The sequence below is a fragment of the Undibacterium sp. TC4M20W genome (assembly GCF_049340245.1).
Classification (GTDB): Bacteria; Pseudomonadota; Gammaproteobacteria; order Burkholderiales; family Burkholderiaceae_D; genus Undibacterium.
The window spans coordinates 181,479-196,604 of the sequence record NZ_JBMPPI010000006.1 but is presented as its reverse complement, the minus strand read 5'-3'; the positions used below and the strand labels follow the sequence as shown (position 1 = coordinate 196,604).

13 protein-coding genes are annotated in these 15,126 nt (G+C 52.4%); 7 read left to right on the top strand and 6 right to left on the bottom strand.

What is annotated here, in order from left to right:
- Positions 1-55: 55 nt before the first annotated feature.
- On the bottom strand, positions 56-1,171 hold the full coding sequence (locus ACO0LL_RS10480; RefSeq protein WP_422950807.1) for a catalase family protein: 1,116 nt from the start codon (positions 1,169-1,171) through the stop codon (positions 56-58).
- A 229-nt stretch (positions 1,172-1,400) separates the two neighbouring features.
- Between ACO0LL_RS10480 and ACO0LL_RS10475 the strand changes: the two genes are divergently transcribed.
- The gene (locus ACO0LL_RS10475; RefSeq protein WP_422950806.1) at positions 1,401-1,925 is read left to right on the top strand and encodes a hypothetical protein; all 525 of its coding nucleotides are present in this window, start codon (positions 1,401-1,403) and stop codon (positions 1,923-1,925) included.
- A 230-nt stretch (positions 1,926-2,155) separates the two neighbouring features.
- Here ACO0LL_RS10475 and msrA read toward each other — a convergent pair whose 3' ends face one another.
- The 3 genes from msrA to msrB form a co-directional block, all read right to left on the bottom strand.
- A complete protein-coding gene (msrA, locus tag ACO0LL_RS10470) occupies positions 2,156-2,863 on the bottom strand; it encodes a peptide-methionine (S)-S-oxide reductase MsrA (RefSeq protein ID WP_422950805.1) in 708 nt (235 codons plus the stop codon).
- Positions 2,864-2,989: 126 nt separating this feature from the next.
- Entirely contained in the window at positions 2,990-4,870 is a 1,881-nt protein-coding gene (locus ACO0LL_RS10465; RefSeq protein WP_422950804.1) for a cytochrome c biogenesis protein DipZ, read from the bottom strand.
- 20 nt (positions 4,871-4,890) lie between these two features.
- Positions 4,891-5,367, bottom strand: a complete 477-nt coding sequence (gene msrB, locus ACO0LL_RS10460; RefSeq protein WP_422950803.1) for a peptide-methionine (R)-S-oxide reductase MsrB — start codon at positions 5,365-5,367, stop codon at positions 4,891-4,893.
- 150 nt (positions 5,368-5,517) lie between these two features.
- On the opposite strand from msrB, the gene ACO0LL_RS10455 reads away from it, so the two are divergent.
- The 3 genes from ACO0LL_RS10455 to ACO0LL_RS10445 are packed head-to-tail and all read left to right on the top strand — an operon-like array spanning position 5,518 to position 8,392.
- Positions 5,518-6,234 carry a response regulator transcription factor gene (locus ACO0LL_RS10455; protein WP_422950802.1) on the top strand — a complete coding sequence of 239 codons (717 nt, stop codon included), beginning with the start codon at positions 5,518-5,520 and terminating at the stop codon, positions 6,232-6,234.
- The gene (locus ACO0LL_RS10450; RefSeq protein WP_422950800.1) at positions 6,231-7,724 is read left to right on the top strand and encodes a HAMP domain-containing sensor histidine kinase; all 1,494 of its coding nucleotides are present in this window, start codon (positions 6,231-6,233) and stop codon (positions 7,722-7,724) included. Before ACO0LL_RS10455 ends, ACO0LL_RS10450 begins: the two co-directional genes overlap by 4 nt.
- A gap of 29 nt (positions 7,725-7,753) precedes the next feature.
- Positions 7,754-8,392, top strand: coding sequence for a phosphohydrolase (locus ACO0LL_RS10445; protein ID WP_422950799.1), 639 nt, complete (start codon positions 7,754-7,756; stop codon positions 8,390-8,392).
- Positions 8,393-8,479: 87 nt separating this feature from the next.
- Here the strand turns inward: ACO0LL_RS10445 and ACO0LL_RS10440 are convergent, their stop codons facing one another.
- Both ACO0LL_RS10440 and ACO0LL_RS10435 read right to left on the bottom strand, forming a co-directional pair.
- Entirely contained in the window at positions 8,480-9,031 is a 552-nt protein-coding gene (locus ACO0LL_RS10440; protein ID WP_422950798.1) for a fasciclin domain-containing protein, read from the bottom strand.
- Positions 9,032-9,072: 41 nt separating this feature from the next.
- Complete coding sequence (locus tag ACO0LL_RS10435) at positions 9,073-9,303, bottom strand: hypothetical protein (RefSeq protein ID WP_422950797.1); 231 nt, start codon at positions 9,301-9,303, stop codon at positions 9,073-9,075.
- A gap of 416 nt (positions 9,304-9,719) precedes the next feature.
- Between ACO0LL_RS10435 and ACO0LL_RS10430 the strand changes: the two genes are divergently transcribed.
- The 3 genes from ACO0LL_RS10430 to ACO0LL_RS10420 all read left to right on the top strand — a co-directional run bounded on the left by ACO0LL_RS10430 (position 9,720) and on the right by ACO0LL_RS10420 (position 15,122).
- The gene (locus ACO0LL_RS10430; RefSeq protein WP_422950796.1) at positions 9,720-11,813 is read left to right on the top strand and encodes a TonB-dependent receptor; all 2,094 of its coding nucleotides are present in this window, start codon (positions 9,720-9,722) and stop codon (positions 11,811-11,813) included.
- Positions 11,814-12,382: 569 nt separating this feature from the next.
- Positions 12,383-14,821: a TonB-dependent siderophore receptor gene (locus ACO0LL_RS10425; RefSeq protein WP_422950795.1), complete on the top strand. Its 2,439-nt coding sequence runs from the start codon at positions 12,383-12,385 to the stop codon at positions 14,819-14,821.
- A 4-nt stretch (positions 14,822-14,825) separates the two neighbouring features.
- A complete protein-coding gene (locus tag ACO0LL_RS10420; RefSeq protein WP_422950794.1) occupies positions 14,826-15,122 on the top strand; it encodes an iron uptake protein in 297 nt (98 codons plus the stop codon).
- The last annotated feature ends 4 nt before the right edge of the window (positions 15,123-15,126 follow it).

Genomic DNA, 15,126 nt, shown 5'->3' with positions numbered 1-15,126 from the left:
TCCCGTTCCTGAGCGACTCTTGAATTATTTTTCGACTCTTGAATTATTTTTTTCTTTACTCAGGAAAGTTATCCAGATTTTCTGGCTCTTTCATTTGCAGTCCATTATGCGCTGCCCGGAATTTCGACGACATGTCATAAGCCGCCTTGCGCGCCCGCATGATGGAACCTATAGGGCGATGAGCGGCGATGCCGTGCCAGGGATTGAAAGACATATTGTCATCCACTGCTTTTGAGCGAGACTCACTCCATGCGAGTTGCGGCTGCATGATAATACGTGCGACCGGCAGATAAGGACTGATATCTTCTGGCCAGGCGACGGATGCATCCTCCACCGGCATGCTGGCAAGATCGGTACACAATTGCACACGTACTTCCCACTCAGCAATATTGTCCTTGAAAAAATCGATGACTGCATCGCGCAAACCATTGGGTTTGCCATTGACGTTGAGCTCTGCACCGGCAAGCTCAGTCAGATTGGCCGAGACAGGGGCAATGCAGATTTTTGCCATGTAAGGACCAAACAGCACCGGTGTCTTGCTAAAGAAAGTTTCACCGAGAATATGTGTCTCAGGATGACCACCCATACTGATGATGGTCGCACTCTCACCACCAAAGGCTTCAATTACTTTCTCTGTGCCACGCAAGACAGCGGACAAGGCTTTTTTGAGACCAGGGGCTTTATTGGTCGTCGGTGCAAGCAGCTTCAAGGCATTTGAAAAATCCCTGGCGCCCGCTGCAGAAAAACTGGGGCCGCCATTGACGAGGACAAAATCCTGGGTGACATCCCCTGCACTTCCATCCAGACGTTCGCCTTCTACACCGACCACTTTGACGGCCATGCCGCGCGGGGTCGATACACTGTCATCCAGCATATCGCCTGGTACTGTAGAAAGACGCATGACGACGGGATAACTGCGCGGTACAGCAAATATGCCCTGCGCCAATATCTGTGGCAAATTATCCAGTACCTGCATTTCACCGCGCAACAGGCCGTGGCTTTTTGCATGCACACTACGTGTTGCATGACCAGAATCTTTGAACGTGACTTCAGAGATGTGCTTTAGCGACTGCAACAAGTCTGCAATGACCTCTGCCTCGCCTTCTTCCGGTACTTCAAAAGAAGGCTGGTAAATCAAAGGGTGTAATGTGTTACTGGTTTGTATGCTCATGGCATATCCTTAAACAAATTGGGGGCAAAGAATCCTGACTGCTATCATGCTAGTGACAAGATCATTCTCTGCGAGTAGGAGGGTCGGAGTCCTTTCTGTAGGCGGACATGCTGGCAGGCACTAAAGCGCTCAAACACGTTGAATGAACAGGGGCCAATCTTCAAGAATATGGTATTGTCTTGGCAACTCGTGACGCACAGGTTTTTATTCCCTCATCAAAAGGAGTCTTATGAAACTGTCCCGCTCTCTCATTGCTGCTGCATCACTGGCAGTATTCAGCATGACGCCAGCCTTGCTGGCACATGCCAAGACACCACAGCAGCTCAGTGCAAAAATTGATGGGAAGTTATTCGAGAGCGATGATGACGGCATTACCTATCTGATACCGACCAAGGGCGTACTGAACCTGATCGCTTCGACCAAAGGTGCATCTGCTTATCCTCCACCCAAGACACTGACAGACCGCCTGAGTATTATCTGCAGGGATTTTGACGGCAAGCCTGTCAAGTATCAGGCCAAGGATTTTAGTAGTAGCGGCTGCGAAGTCAAATTCATCAAGGGTGAAAGCAAGAAACCATTTGGCGAACCAGTGGCTGAATACATTGCGCGTGATGGCAAGAACATGCTGGAGATTACTGCCGTCAAGGGCAAGATCATCGAAGGCAAGTTTTCTTTTGAGCTGAGGGATATAAAGACCAAGGCAGTGCTAACGATCACTGAGGGTACGTTCAAGGCGGAAGACCGGCAGTTGTAATCCGATGCCTATAGTATTTATAGCGCTTATTGAAACTGATCAGGCACATCCAACATGATGCACTTAAGCAGCGCCTTGCGGCACTGCTTAAGCTGTTCATAAAATTATTCCAGCAAGACATCTTTGACGATATCAGCTTATCGCTTTCTGTAATTTCAGCATGCGGGTAAATGTTTGTCCATAAGGTGGATAAAGCAGGCTGATGCCATTCAACTTGCACTACCCACTTCTCAGATACCTTTACGCACCAGCACCGGATCGGGCCTATACACCGCTGGCATGACGCGCTTGAGGTTTTCAACCTTGGGCAAGTCGTTGATGGCGATGTATGGCTCGTTAGGATGCAGGGTCAGGTAATTTTGATGATAAGCCTCTGCTGCAAAGAAACCTGTGTCTGCTTCCAGAGTGGTCGCCAGTTTGCTACGGAAAGCGCGCGAGGCATTCAACTGGGTGATGTATTTTTCAGCCACATCGCGTTGCGTTGGCGTGGCTGGGAAAATCGCTGAACGGTATTGCGTGCCACTATCTGGCCCCTGGCGGTTCAACTGGGTAGGGTCATGCGCAACGGAGAAAAATATCTGCAGCAGCTTGCCATAACTGATCTGGTTGGGATCATAGGTCACCTGCACTGCTTCTGCATGACCAGTTGCGCCTGAACCTACCAGTTCATAATGCGCAGTCGCTGCCTTGCCACCGGCATAGCCCGAGACTGCATTGGTGACACCGCGCACATGCTGGAATACGCCCTGCACACCCCAGAAGCAGCCACCCGCGAAAACTGCAGTCTCTGTCTTGGCGCTACCTGTTGGCACATCCACCGCTGGCGCGGCAATGATTACTGCTGCTTCGCCAGCCCGCACCTGTCCATTGAAAACCAGTGCTGCGGCGACACCGCCTATGCCCAGTACCAGGGCTGTCAAACTGCTTGCTATTTTCATGTCGTACTCCTTGTAGATAATGTAGAGGCTGTTGCAAAATTAAGCTGGCTAGGCGTCGCCGACGAAGACAGTACTTTAGTACGGCTAGGAGGCGCAACAACGCCAGGTTAATTTTGCGGCAGCCTCTTAACCAAAAGTGAAGGCGTAGGCTTCTACGCCAGGATCAAGAAACTCTATGCTGAAAGTGTGCTCAGCGACTTTGCCTGATTGTCGCACCAGTTGGTACAGACGCTGGCCAGTCACCTTACCAGTACCGTCGGAAGCGATGTCACTGCCATGCGCAGCACCAGGCGCAGCGCCGTCAATAGTGACGCGGAAACGTACAGGCTTGCCGTCTTTGCCTGGCCCCAGCACCAGATGCAGGTCGCGGGCCTGGAAGCGGTAAGTGATACGCCCACCCTTTTGCGTCAGGGCGGCATGTTCTTCCTGCACCTTCCAGTTACCTGCCAGACCCCATTGATTCAGAGTCAGTTGTGCTGGCAGACTGTAATCGGCATTGCGGTTTTGCTGTACGCCACCAGCTGAAACAAAGTTTTGCACGCGGCTATAACCAAGATAGGTTTCTGGTGATTTGACCTGGCTTTCGTCCGCCGCCATTTGCGCACCAGCCGCACCCGTCTCGATGACGACATCATTGGCAACATTTTTCTGGCCTGCTTCTTCCAGCAATTGTTGTATCACCTGCTCAGATTGCACATATTCGCCTTCACCAAAATGATGGTGACGTATGCGACCAGTGGCATCGATAAAATAATGCGCAGGCCAGTACTTATTGCCAAAGGCACGCCAGATTGCATAGTTGTTGTCGATGGCAACCGGATAGCTGATGCCAAGATCACGCACGGCCTTGCTGACATTGGCAGGGTCGCGCTCAAACGCAAATTCAGGCGCATGCACACCAATCACGACCAGGCCCTGGTCACGGTATTTCTTGGCCCATGCCTGCACATACGGCAGACTGCGCAGACAGTTGATGCAAGAGTAAGTCCAGAAATCGATGAGCACAACCTTGCCTTTGAGCTCTTGCGCAGTCAGTGGTTTGGAATTAAGCCATTGTGTTGCACCATCCAACGCTGGCATGATCCCTTCTTCTGGTAAAGTGCCTGCTGTAGCTGCATTGCTACCATGCGCAGACATCATGGCATTCGATGGTGCCATGGTGTTGGATGCCATTTGCTTGTTCGATGCCATCATGGCATTGGAAGCCATCATTGCATTCGAGGCCATCATTGCCCCCTGCTGCGGGTTGTTCTGTGCTGGTGTTGGATTGGCTTGTACATCTGGTGAATTTGGCGCATAGCGGTCTATCAATTGCTGTTCCAGTCCCGAGGTAGCAACAGTGGACAACCGTGTCAGCAAGCCAGTATCCAGACCCAGCGCAATCGCAGCAACACCGGCTATCATCGCAGCACCCAGAATGCGGCGTATCCATTCACCGGCACCCAGCGAGCGTTTCATCGCGGCAAATACCTTGCCACCTATCAGCAAGGCCACGGCCAGTGAAGTTGCGGCACCGGCAGCGTAAGCCAGCAGCAAAAAAGTTGTCTGTGCACTGGCACCATTCAGTGCGGCACCGGTCAACAGCAGACCCAGCACTGGCCCGGCACAGGGTGCCCATAATAGGCCCGTTGCCACGCCCAGCAAGAGTGATGAACCTATACCACCGCCATCCGTCTGCGCGGTATTCGACAGGCGGTCACCTGCAGCCACCAGTGGCTTGGTGAGCTTGTCAGCCAGATGCGGGAACAACAATGTCAGACCAAAGAAAGCCAGCAAAGCCATCGCCAGCCAGCGGCCATATTGATTGGTCTGCAACACCCAGTTACCGCCCACCGCGGCCAATGTGGCAACAGCAGCAAAGGTCAGCGCCATGCCCACCAACAATGGCAAGCCACTGCGGCGGAACGGCTGGCCGGTGCGGGCGAAGACAAAGGGCAGCACCGGCAGGATGCAAGGGCTGAGTATGGTCAGCACGCCACCGAGATAAGAAATAAGTAATAGCAACATGTTTGCTTTCTGTGCGTGGTTCAGGCTTTGCCAGGGGTAAAGTTCATCGCCACGCCATTCATGCAATAACGCAAGCCGGTAGGGCGCGGGCCGTCATCAAATACATGACCGAGATGGCCACCGCAGCGGCGGCATTGCACTTCTGTACGCAGCATGCCAAAGGTGGTGTCGGTCACATTGACAACAGCCCGCTCCAGTGGCGCATAAAAACTGGGCCAGCCAGTGCCGCTGTCAAACTTGGTTTTTGATGAAAACAGTGGTAACTGGCAACCAGCGCAACTGAACTGGCCACTGCGGTGTTCATCATTGAGCGGGCTGGTGAAGGCACGCTCGGTCGCACCACGGCGTAGGACCTCGTATTGCATGCCAGTCAGCAGGCGACGCCATTCGGCATCGGTACGTTGAACTTCAAACACATTACCCACAGGGGCAGCTGACAACATGCGGCTCATGGCCAGCATGCTGCCAGCCAGTAGAAATTGACGTCGGTTTTGCATATATCCTCCTTGGTGTGTACAGCATCTGTGCGATGGTTCTTATTGTGCGCCTCAATCGCTGTCCAAGTCTTCACGTAAAGTTAAACGATTTGTGATACTTTTTCTCTGCAAATCCTGCACAATGACAACATTCGGATGGCGGGGAAAAGCGTGGATACAGCAAAAAATATACTGATTGTGGAAGATGACATGCCCATCGCCGACCTGCTGCGCCTGCACATGAAGGACGAGGGTTATCAGGTCACGCATTGCGCTGACGGCAGACAGGGTCTTGCACAATTGCGTACCGGTAACTGGGATGCCCTGATCCTCGACATCATGCTGCCCGGTGTCGATGGGCTGGAAATCTGCCGACAGGCACGTGCCATGGAAAACTACGTACCGATTATCATCATCAGTGCCCGTTCCAGCGAAGTGCACCGCATCCTGGGTCTGGAACTGGGTGCTGACGATTACCTCGCAAAGCCTTTCTCGGTGCTGGAACTGGTGGCCCGCGTCAAGGCCATGTTGCGTCGCGCCGATGCGATGGACAAGAGCCGCCGTACTGAAGCCGGGGATGTAGCCGTAGATGGCGTGGCCTTGTCGCCGGTGACACGGGTTGCCACTGCCGATGGCAAGTTGCTGGACCTGACCCCGCGTGAATTTGACTTGTTGTACTTCTTTGTACGTCACCCCGGTCAGGTATATTCACGCCTGGATTTGCTCAACAAGGTCTGGGGTTATGAACACGAGGGGTATGAACATACCGTCAATACCCATATCAACCGCCTGCGCGCCAAGATAGAGAGCAACCCGGCAGAACCGCAGCGCATACTGACGGTATGGGGCAAGGGCTACCGTTATGCACTGCCTGGAGAGGCAACGTGAAGCTGACGCTGTCCCAGCGTTTGTCGCTGGTATTTTCTGTATTATTGCTGGCCAGTTGCGGTGTCTCTGCCTGGTTGCAGATACGCGCCAATGACATGCGCGAAATGGAAGTGGTGCAAGGCCTATCGCGCGGGCTGGCAGGCAGCATCGCCGTCAATGCGCAACTGACTGGCACAGAAGAAATGGGGCCGGATTCTGTACGCCGCCTGTTTGACCAGTTAATGACCGTCAACCCGAGTGTGGAAGTTTATCTGCTCGATGAAACCGGCAAGATCATCGGCAATGCGGCACCGCCTGGACGTCTGAAGCGCCAGCAGGTTGATCTGGCACCCGTACGTAAATTCCTTGATGGCCGTATGTTGCCCATACTCGGTGACGACCCCCGCAGTATCACCGGGCACAAGGTATTCAGCGCGGCGGCATTGCGCAGTAACAGGCCTGAGGTGCATTACATCTACGTTATTTTGCAAGGCGAAGAACATGACCGCTATGTTGCCCATGCGGGTATCAATGCGGTATTGCGTGTCACCTTGTTGTCAATGGCGTTGGTGGCATTGCTGACCCTGGTGGCTGGCTGGGCTGCACTGCGCTGGGTCACCCGACCCCTGCACAAGCTGGCAGACACCATGCGCCGTTTTGATACCCAGGCTGAACAGCCCGTCGTACCGCCACCGTTAACACAGGCTACCAACCAGCGTGATGAAATCGCGGTGCTGGAAACCAGCTTCGGGCAAATGGCGGCGCGCATCAATGAGCAATGGCATACATTGAAGCAGATGGATCATGACAGGCGCGAAGTGGTCGCGAATATCTCTCACGACCTGCGCACGCCATTGACATCCATCCATGGTTACCTGGAAACCCTGGCTGCCAGAGATGCGACGCTGGATGCTGCTGAGCGCCAGCGCTACCTGGCGATTGCGCTGGGCCAGAGCCGCAAGGTTGGCCGTCTGGCGCAGGCGCTGTTTGATCTCGCAAGACTCGAGCATGGCGGTGTAGCGCCAGAACCTGAAGCCTTCATGCTGAATGACCTGATACAGGACGTGTTCCAGAAGTTTGAGCTGCTGGCGCAAACCGGCCAGGTCAGGCTGGAAGCAGAACTGGATGGTAATGCCATTGTCATGGCAGACCTGGGCATGATAGAGCGGGTGCTGACCAATCTGATCGACAATGCCATACGCCATACACCGGCAGGCGGCACGGTGACTGTGGCGGTAGCAAAACGCCTGCAGGCAGTAGAAATCTGCATACGTGATACCGGCCCGGGCATACCCGCTGAATTAATGGAAAAGCTGTTCAAGCGACCATTTGCACTCAGTGGTGAAGGTCACGGTGGCGGTGGGCTCGGCTTGCTGATCGTGCACCGCATCCTGCAATTACACCATAGCAGTATAGAATTACGTACAGACCCGGCTGCAAACAGCATGGGAGCCTGCTTCTGCTTTGCCCTGCCACTGGCAACTGGCGCTGCGGGTAACACTCACTCATAAATACACAAATAGATTCAGGAAAAGCACCATTGAAAACAAGAGCATGGATCAGGCTGCCGTCAGGCAAGCGCCTGGATCTGATTAACCCCGATCCCCAGGCCTGGCTGGATAGCGACCTGGCAGACAGACTGTCGAGAACTTACCGCTGGGGTGGCGAATCCTGTTGGCCACGGCCACTGTCAGTAGCCCAGCATAGCCTGAACGTACTTGCCCTGCGCAGTACCATGACAGAAAAGCCTATGAGCGCAGGAGCTGCCTTGCGCGAACTCTTGCATGATGGTGAAGAAGGCCTGCTGGCCTTCGACTGTATTTCACCACTGAAAGCCGTACTGGGCGCGCCGTTCAAGGAAGTCAGCGACAGGCTCACAGATGCGATCGTCAGACGCTATCAGCTACCCGCATGGGATGATATGGATTACCGCTTGCATAAACTCGCAGATGAACTGATCGCCGCCTCAGAAGCCGTACATTGCGCCGGCTGGCGGCGTAATGAAGTACTTGATGTACTGCAAATCAAACTGCCCATCCTCGAAGAAGACCCGCTGGCAGAAATCTATAATTCCCAGCCATGGGAACCATGGGCACCGGACGTGGCCTGTGAGCGTTTTTTAGAAAAACTGATTTCACTTAACAATATTGCGCTGAACAATACTGTGCTGAATACATAAAATCAATGCCGGAAAAAATCCGGCATTGATACTTCACCATTCACTCTGGCTATATCTGATACTTCTGTATCGGTTACAGCCGCATCATTACTTGGGCATCAAGACGGTATCAATGACGTTGATAACGCCATTCGATTGATACACATCATAGGTGCTGATGCTGGCGACATTGCCGCTTTCATCCTTGACGCTGATGTTATGCGGGCCATTCATCATGAACCACAATTTGCCACCACTGGCTGTCGCCAGTTCTATGGGGCCGCCCTGCTTTTTGATCTGGGCAGAAATGCTCATGAAATCATGTTTGCCAGGTACGACGTGGTAAGTCAGTATCTTGGTCAGTGTCGCCTTGTTTTCTGGTTTGACCAGGGTGTCAACGGTACCTGCTGGCAGCTTGGCAAATGCAGCATTGGTTGGCGCAAACACCGTGAACGGGCCTTTGCCTTTTAAGGTATCAACCAGGCCTGCAGCTTTGACGGCGGCAACCAATGTCGTGTGGTCGGCAGAATTGACGGCGTTATCAACGATGTCTTTGGATGGCAACATGCTTTGGCCACCGACCATGACATCAGCAGCATTGACAATGGAAGTTGCAGCCATGGCGGCAGCGAAGACAAGAGCGTAATTAAATTTGCGCATGATCATTTCCTTTTAAGATAAGTGCGAGTTCGCATCAAGTTCTACGGTGAGAAAATCACATCGGTTTCAATTATTTTTAAATAATGTAAATTTAAATTTTCTAATGGCTTATTTTTACAGCCCGGCAACAATACTGTCTGACGGAAGAAGTCAGCAGGTGATAAATCCTTTGTTGCTTCATTCAATTTAGAACATGCGACGCATTGCAATGCGTCCTGCATAACGACGCTGAGTTGCTTATTTTTTTCCCCGGTAGGGTGCGCCGTGCGCACCGGCTTTTGGTTTAGTGACCAGCAAGATTTTGCTGGTAATGGTGCGCACGGCGCACCCTACGCGATACGACAATGCGGGGGAATCTCAGCTTAATTAAGGGTTCGCCATTCCTTGAGCACATTCATAAAGTTTTCTTTCATCCCGATATCCGCGCAAAAAAATGTTTAAAAAATGTGAATCCGCTTGTTTGTTTTGAACGTAATAAGTAAGGACAGCAATAAAGCAGCAGGAAATATCCTTTTTCCCCCTGACACAAGCATGTGTAGTAAGCAGGCAGTGAACAGGAATGCAGGCAGGTCTGGTTTTTGCTTATCTAAATGCAAAGTATGAGGAATTTTTACTTTTCTCATACAGACAGATCAGATGGGCAGGCATTGAAATCAAACTACATAAAAAGAATATATACGGAGCAATAATGCAAAAGACGACGATAAACCGCACTGAACTTGTACTGCTGCTGGCAAGCCTTGGTGTGATGTTGATGCATGTCGCTCCGGCTGCGCAGGCGCAACAATCCAGTGAAACAGCACAGCCAGAAAAAATCGCCACCGTCCAGGTGCTCGGCAATTACGATAATGCTGTTGGCACCAGCAATGCTGCCAGCCAGGGTTCAGTGACATCCAATCTCGTCAGTAACCGCCCTGCCCTGCGTACTGGTGAACTGCTGGAATTTGTACCAGGCATGATCGTCACCCAGCATAGTGGTGATGGCAAGGCCAACCAGTATTTTTTGCGCGGTTTCAATCTTGACCATGGCACTGACTTTGCCACTTTTGTTGATGGCATGCCGGTCAATATGCGTACCCATGCGCATGGCCAGGGTTATTCTGATTTGAATTTCCTGATCCCTGAGCTGGTACAGCGCATTGATTACAAGAAGGGGACGTATTTTGCCGATGAAGGTGACTTTGCCTCTGCCGGTGCGGCTCACCTTCGCCTGGCTGACAAGCTGGGGGCCGGCATCGCCAGCCTGTCTTTGGGTGGCTATGGCTATCAGCGGGCAGTGCTGGCAAATTCAGTGGCACTGACGAATGGCAATTTACTATATGGCCTGGAGATCAACCGCAATGATGGTCCATGGCTTAATCCTGAGAATGTGCGCAAGTACAGTGCTGTGCTGCGTTATAGCCAGGGCAGCCATGACGATGGTTACAGCGTGACAGCCATGGCTTACAAGAATAACTGGAATTCCACAGACCAGATACCCTTGCGTGCAGTGCAGTCAGGCCAGATCAGCCGCTTTGGTGCGCTTGACCCTACGGATGGTGGACAAAGCTCACGCTACAGCCTGTCTTATGCCATGAAAAAGCGTAGTCAGGATGGTGTGTTTGAAATGGATGCCTATGCAGTGCAATCCAGTCTTGACCTGTTCAGCAACTTTACGTATTTCCTGGCTAACCCTGATATGGGTGACCAGTTCAGCCAAAGTGAGAAGCGCCAGATGCTGGGCATGAATATCAGCCAGACCTGGCCGCTGACTGTGGCTGATCTTGAAATGCACAGCAAGATAGGTGTGCAGTTGCGTTACGATAAACTATCGCCCGTCGGCATTTATAACACCATCGCTCAACAACGCATATCAACGATACGCGAAGACAGCGTGAAAGAAGCCAGCGCTGGTTTTTATGCAGAAAACTCCATACAGTGGCACCCAAAATTCCGCAGTATCGCCGGGTTGCGTTACGATGCCTATCGCTTTGATGTCAACAGCAGTATAGACGGCAATTCAGGCAAGATCAGTGACCATATTGTCTCGCCCAAGTTGTCATTGATCTTTGGCCCATGGAACAAGACCGAATATTTTATCAACTATGGCAGCGGCTTTCACAGCAATGATGCGCGCGGCACTACGCAGACACGCTTGCCTGATGGCGGCATCTCCACACCGGTAACACCACTGGTAAAAACCAGGGGCGCAGAATTGGGTGTGCGCACAGAAATCATTCCCGGCCTGCAAAGCTCGCTGGCACTGTGGCGGCTGGATATTGCCTCTGAACTCTTGTTCGTCGGTGATGCCGGTGAAACCGAACCCAGCCGTGCCAGCCGCCGCACCGGCATAGAATGGAACAACCATTACATCGCCAGACCATGGCTGTTATTTGATCTTGACCTGGCAGCATCACGGGCGCGTTATACGCAAAATGATGTGGCAGGTAATTACATCCCAGGCTCCATCGACAAGGTGGCCTCTTTTGGCGTTACAGTGACTGACCTGGGCCGCTGGTACGGTGGCTTTGAACTGCGTTATTTTGGCCCACGTCCCTTGATTGAAGACAATAGTGTGCGCTCTTCATCGACCACGCTGGCCTATGCCCGCATGGGTTACCGTATCAATGCCAGGACCAAGCTGACGGTGGATGTATTTAACCTGTTCAACAAGCAGGCCAGCGACATTGATTATTATTACCAGTCACGACTGCCGCGTGAAAGCATGGAAGGTGTCAATGATATCCATTTCCACCCGGTTGAACCACGCTCTGTGAGACTGACACTGACGCATAATTTTTGACACGGAATGACAGGGAATGACAGAGCATGCATGTATCATTGCATTCATGCACACCCATGAGTTTCTACCAGATATCCCCATAATGGCGTCATGTATAGTAATGTACATATTGTCCCGGTAGAGATGAAAAAATACACCCAAGTTTGGCATGCGCATATTCATCCGAACAGTTGGATCGAGGAACGACATATAAGCATAGTATTGAGCTGAATCCGTTTTATTGAATACCCCATACTTCCTGTGCAGCTATCGTCGCCTGTCCAATAGCATTTCCTCAGCATCCCCCCAGCATTCCCCCATAAGCGCCTGCACATACAACATTTCAGAAATTATTAAAACTGGAAAATCTGTCAATTGATCTGCCCTCCCTTCCATATGTGGCTCCGGCCAGTGCGTTCAATATGGAATCAAACCTGCTAAAAATCTGCAAATTTCCCTGAAGTTTATCGGCGAACCACGCATAGGTCTTCGACAAAAACCCAAACATAGTTTGTGAAATATCAAATCATTTCCCATGATTAATATATAATACGAATCATTCTCATTCTCATTAATATCAAAAAGAAAACATGCGCCGCTCTTTCTTACTCCAGCCACTTCCGTTAGCACATTCAACGCGCCGTGCGCCCATTACTGCCACACTGACTGTCTGCGCAGCCCTGGTTGCCAGCACCTTCATGGCAACATCTGCGTTTGCACAAACGGCAGCAACGGCTTCCCGTTCCTATAATATCGCTGCCCAGCCTATGGGTGATGCGTTGAATACGTGGGCACGCCAGGCTGGTGTGCAAATGAGCTTGCAGGCTTTCCAGGTCACGGGCAAGACTGCGCCTGCAGTACAAGGTACGCTGGCTGACCGTGAGGCGCTGGATTTGCTGCTGGCTGGCAGCGGCCTGGTGGCGACACAGGATGGCAACACTGTGGTCATCAAAGCCGACGCTTCAACAACGACCAGCACAGCAACGCCGTCCGTGAATATGCAAAGCGTGAATGTGACTGCGAACAGGCTGGGCCGTATCACGGAAGGCAGCGAGTCTTATACACCTGGCACCATCGCCACCGCGACACGTATGGTACTGACACCGCGTGAAACACCACAGACCATCAGCGTGGTCACGCGACAAGAGATGGATGACTTCAACCTCAACTCCATCGACCAGGTGATGATGCACACGCCTGCCATCAGTATCGTGACATATGACAGTGAACGCACTGAATACTATGCGCGCGGCTTCGCCATCCAGAATTTCCAGTATGACGGCATCCCCATGACGCGCAACTCCTCTTACTCTGCGGGTAATACCCTGAGTGACATGGCCTTGTACGACCGTGTGGAAGTACTCAAGGGTTCAACCGGTTTGTTGACAGGCAGCGGCATGCCCGGTGCAACGATCAACCTGATCCGTAAAAAACCGACACGCAAGTTCAGTGGCAATGCATCGGTCTCGGCTGGCACCTGGAATACTTACCGTGGCGACGTTGATGTCGGTGGCGCAGTGAATGAGAGCGGCAGCGTGCGCGTACGCGGCGTGGCAGCCTATCAGGACCGTCAGTCAAATCTTGATCGCTACTCACGTTCAACATCGACGCTGTATGGCATCCTGGAAGCGGATATTGCCCCCGGCACATTGCTGACCATCGGTGGCGATTTCCAGAACAATGAACCCAAGGCATCTACCTGGGGCGGCATCCCTTTGCTGAACTCAAAAGGTGAGTTCAATGACATGCCACGCTCTCACAATAATGGCACCAACTGGAGCCACTGGGATCAATATACCCGCACCGCCTTCGCTACGCTGGAACACAAATTCGCCAATAGCTGGATCGCCAGATTGCAATACAACCACCAGATCAACGGCTATGACGCCGCATTGGGTGCCGCCGCCAGTGGTTACCCCAATCCGGCAGATGGCAAGGGTGTATCAATGTGGGTAGGCAAATATGTAGGCCGCACCACCAGCGACGCATTTGATGGCTATGTCAGCGGCCCCTTCACTCTGGGCGGGCGTGAGCATGAGCTGGTGATAGGTGGCAGCCTCTCCAAATCCCGCTGGACCAATAATGGCTACAGCGCACCTTCCAGCTACAGCACCACAGTGCCGGATTTTTATCACTGGCAAGGCAATGTGGCTGAGCCGGTCTGGCCTTCAACACCCAGTTTTGGCAATGATGAAACCACGCGTGAACGTGGCCTGTATGCTGCAGCCCGCTGGGATTTGAATGACAGCACCAAGCTGATCACCGGTGGCCGCTGGTCCAGTTACCGCAACCGCGAACAGGGCATGGAAGAATCCGGCGTATTCGTTCCTTATGTCGGTGCCGTAGTCGATATCAACAAAAACTACTCGATCTATGCCAGCTATACCAATATCTTCAGCCCGCAGTCCAATCAGGATATGCAGGGCCGCACACTGGCACCGGTTGAAGGCAAGAATTATGAAGCCGGTGTCAAGGCCGCTTTCTTTGGTGACAGACTGAATATTTCAGCAGCCGTGTTTGAACTGGTGCAGGATAACTTTGCCATAGAAACCAGTGGCCTGACACCATCGGGTGGCATTGCCTATCGTGCAGCACAAGGCGTCAAGACCAAGGGGTATGAAATGGAACTGTCAGGTCAACTGGCAGCAGGCTGGCAAATGCATGCAGGTTACTCACACAATATCTCACGCCAGCAGGGTGAGCGTGTAGCTACCCTGACGCCGTCCAACCAGTTCAGCCTATATACCAGCTATAAACAAAATGCCCTGACACTGGGCGGCGGCGCACGCTGGCAAGACAAGACCTGGGGTGACATCAGCAAACCTACGGGTGAGACCATACGCCATACCGTCGATAGCTACTGGCTGTTTGATGCCATGGCACGCTATGAGTTCAGCAAACAGTTGTCTGCGTCGATCGGCGTGAAAAACCTGTTCGATAAAAAGTATTACACCATCTTCAATTGGTATAGTACCTACACCTGGGGTGAACCGCGCAGTGTGAACCTGAACATGAACTATAAGTTCTGATGCCATGGCAAGCCAAGCGCCCGCCAGGCTGGTTCTGGCCCATCGTTTTGTAGTCGCCATATTGGGTGCCTACATTTTTTCCTGGGGTTTCATCACCCTGGGAATGGCTGGCTTGTTTGCGCTTGGCATGTCCTTTCATGATGCCGAGCACCTCAGCAGCATGCTGGTTTTTTTGGTGTATCTGGGTGCCTTCCTGTGGGCATTCATCGCTAAAAGCATGTTGCGCCTGTGGCTGTTGCTGGGTGGTGGCGGCGCCTTGATGGCCGTATGCGCATCAGCGCTGCAACACACCCTGGTTTGAAGAG

Excerpts from the sequence above, each read along its gene's own strand:
- ACO0LL_RS10480 (WP_422950807.1), bottom strand. The coding sequence starts at position 1,171 with ATGAGCATACAAACCAGTAACACATTACACCCTTTGATTTACCAGCCT.
- ACO0LL_RS10475 (WP_422950806.1), top strand. The coding sequence starts at position 1,401 with ATGAAACTGTCCCGCTCTCTCATTGCTGCTGCATCACTGGCAGTATTC.
- msrA (WP_422950805.1), bottom strand. The coding sequence starts at position 2,863 with ATGAAAATAGCAAGCAGTTTGACAGCCCTGGTACTGGGCATAGGCGGT.
- ACO0LL_RS10465 (WP_422950804.1), bottom strand. The coding sequence starts at position 4,870 with ATGTTGCTATTACTTATTTCTTATCTCGGTGGCGTGCTGACCATACTC.
- msrB (WP_422950803.1), bottom strand. The coding sequence starts at position 5,367 with ATGCAAAACCGACGTCAATTTCTACTGGCTGGCAGCATGCTGGCCATG.
- ACO0LL_RS10440 (WP_422950798.1), bottom strand. The coding sequence starts at position 9,031 with ATGCGCAAATTTAATTACGCTCTTGTCTTCGCTGCCGCCATGGCTGCA.
- ACO0LL_RS10430 (WP_422950796.1), top strand. The coding sequence starts at position 9,720 with ATGCAAAAGACGACGATAAACCGCACTGAACTTGTACTGCTGCTGGCA.
- ACO0LL_RS10425 (WP_422950795.1), top strand. The coding sequence starts at position 12,383 with ATGCGCCGCTCTTTCTTACTCCAGCCACTTCCGTTAGCACATTCAACG.
- ACO0LL_RS10420 (WP_422950794.1), top strand. The coding sequence starts at position 14,826 with ATGGCAAGCCAAGCGCCCGCCAGGCTGGTTCTGGCCCATCGTTTTGTA.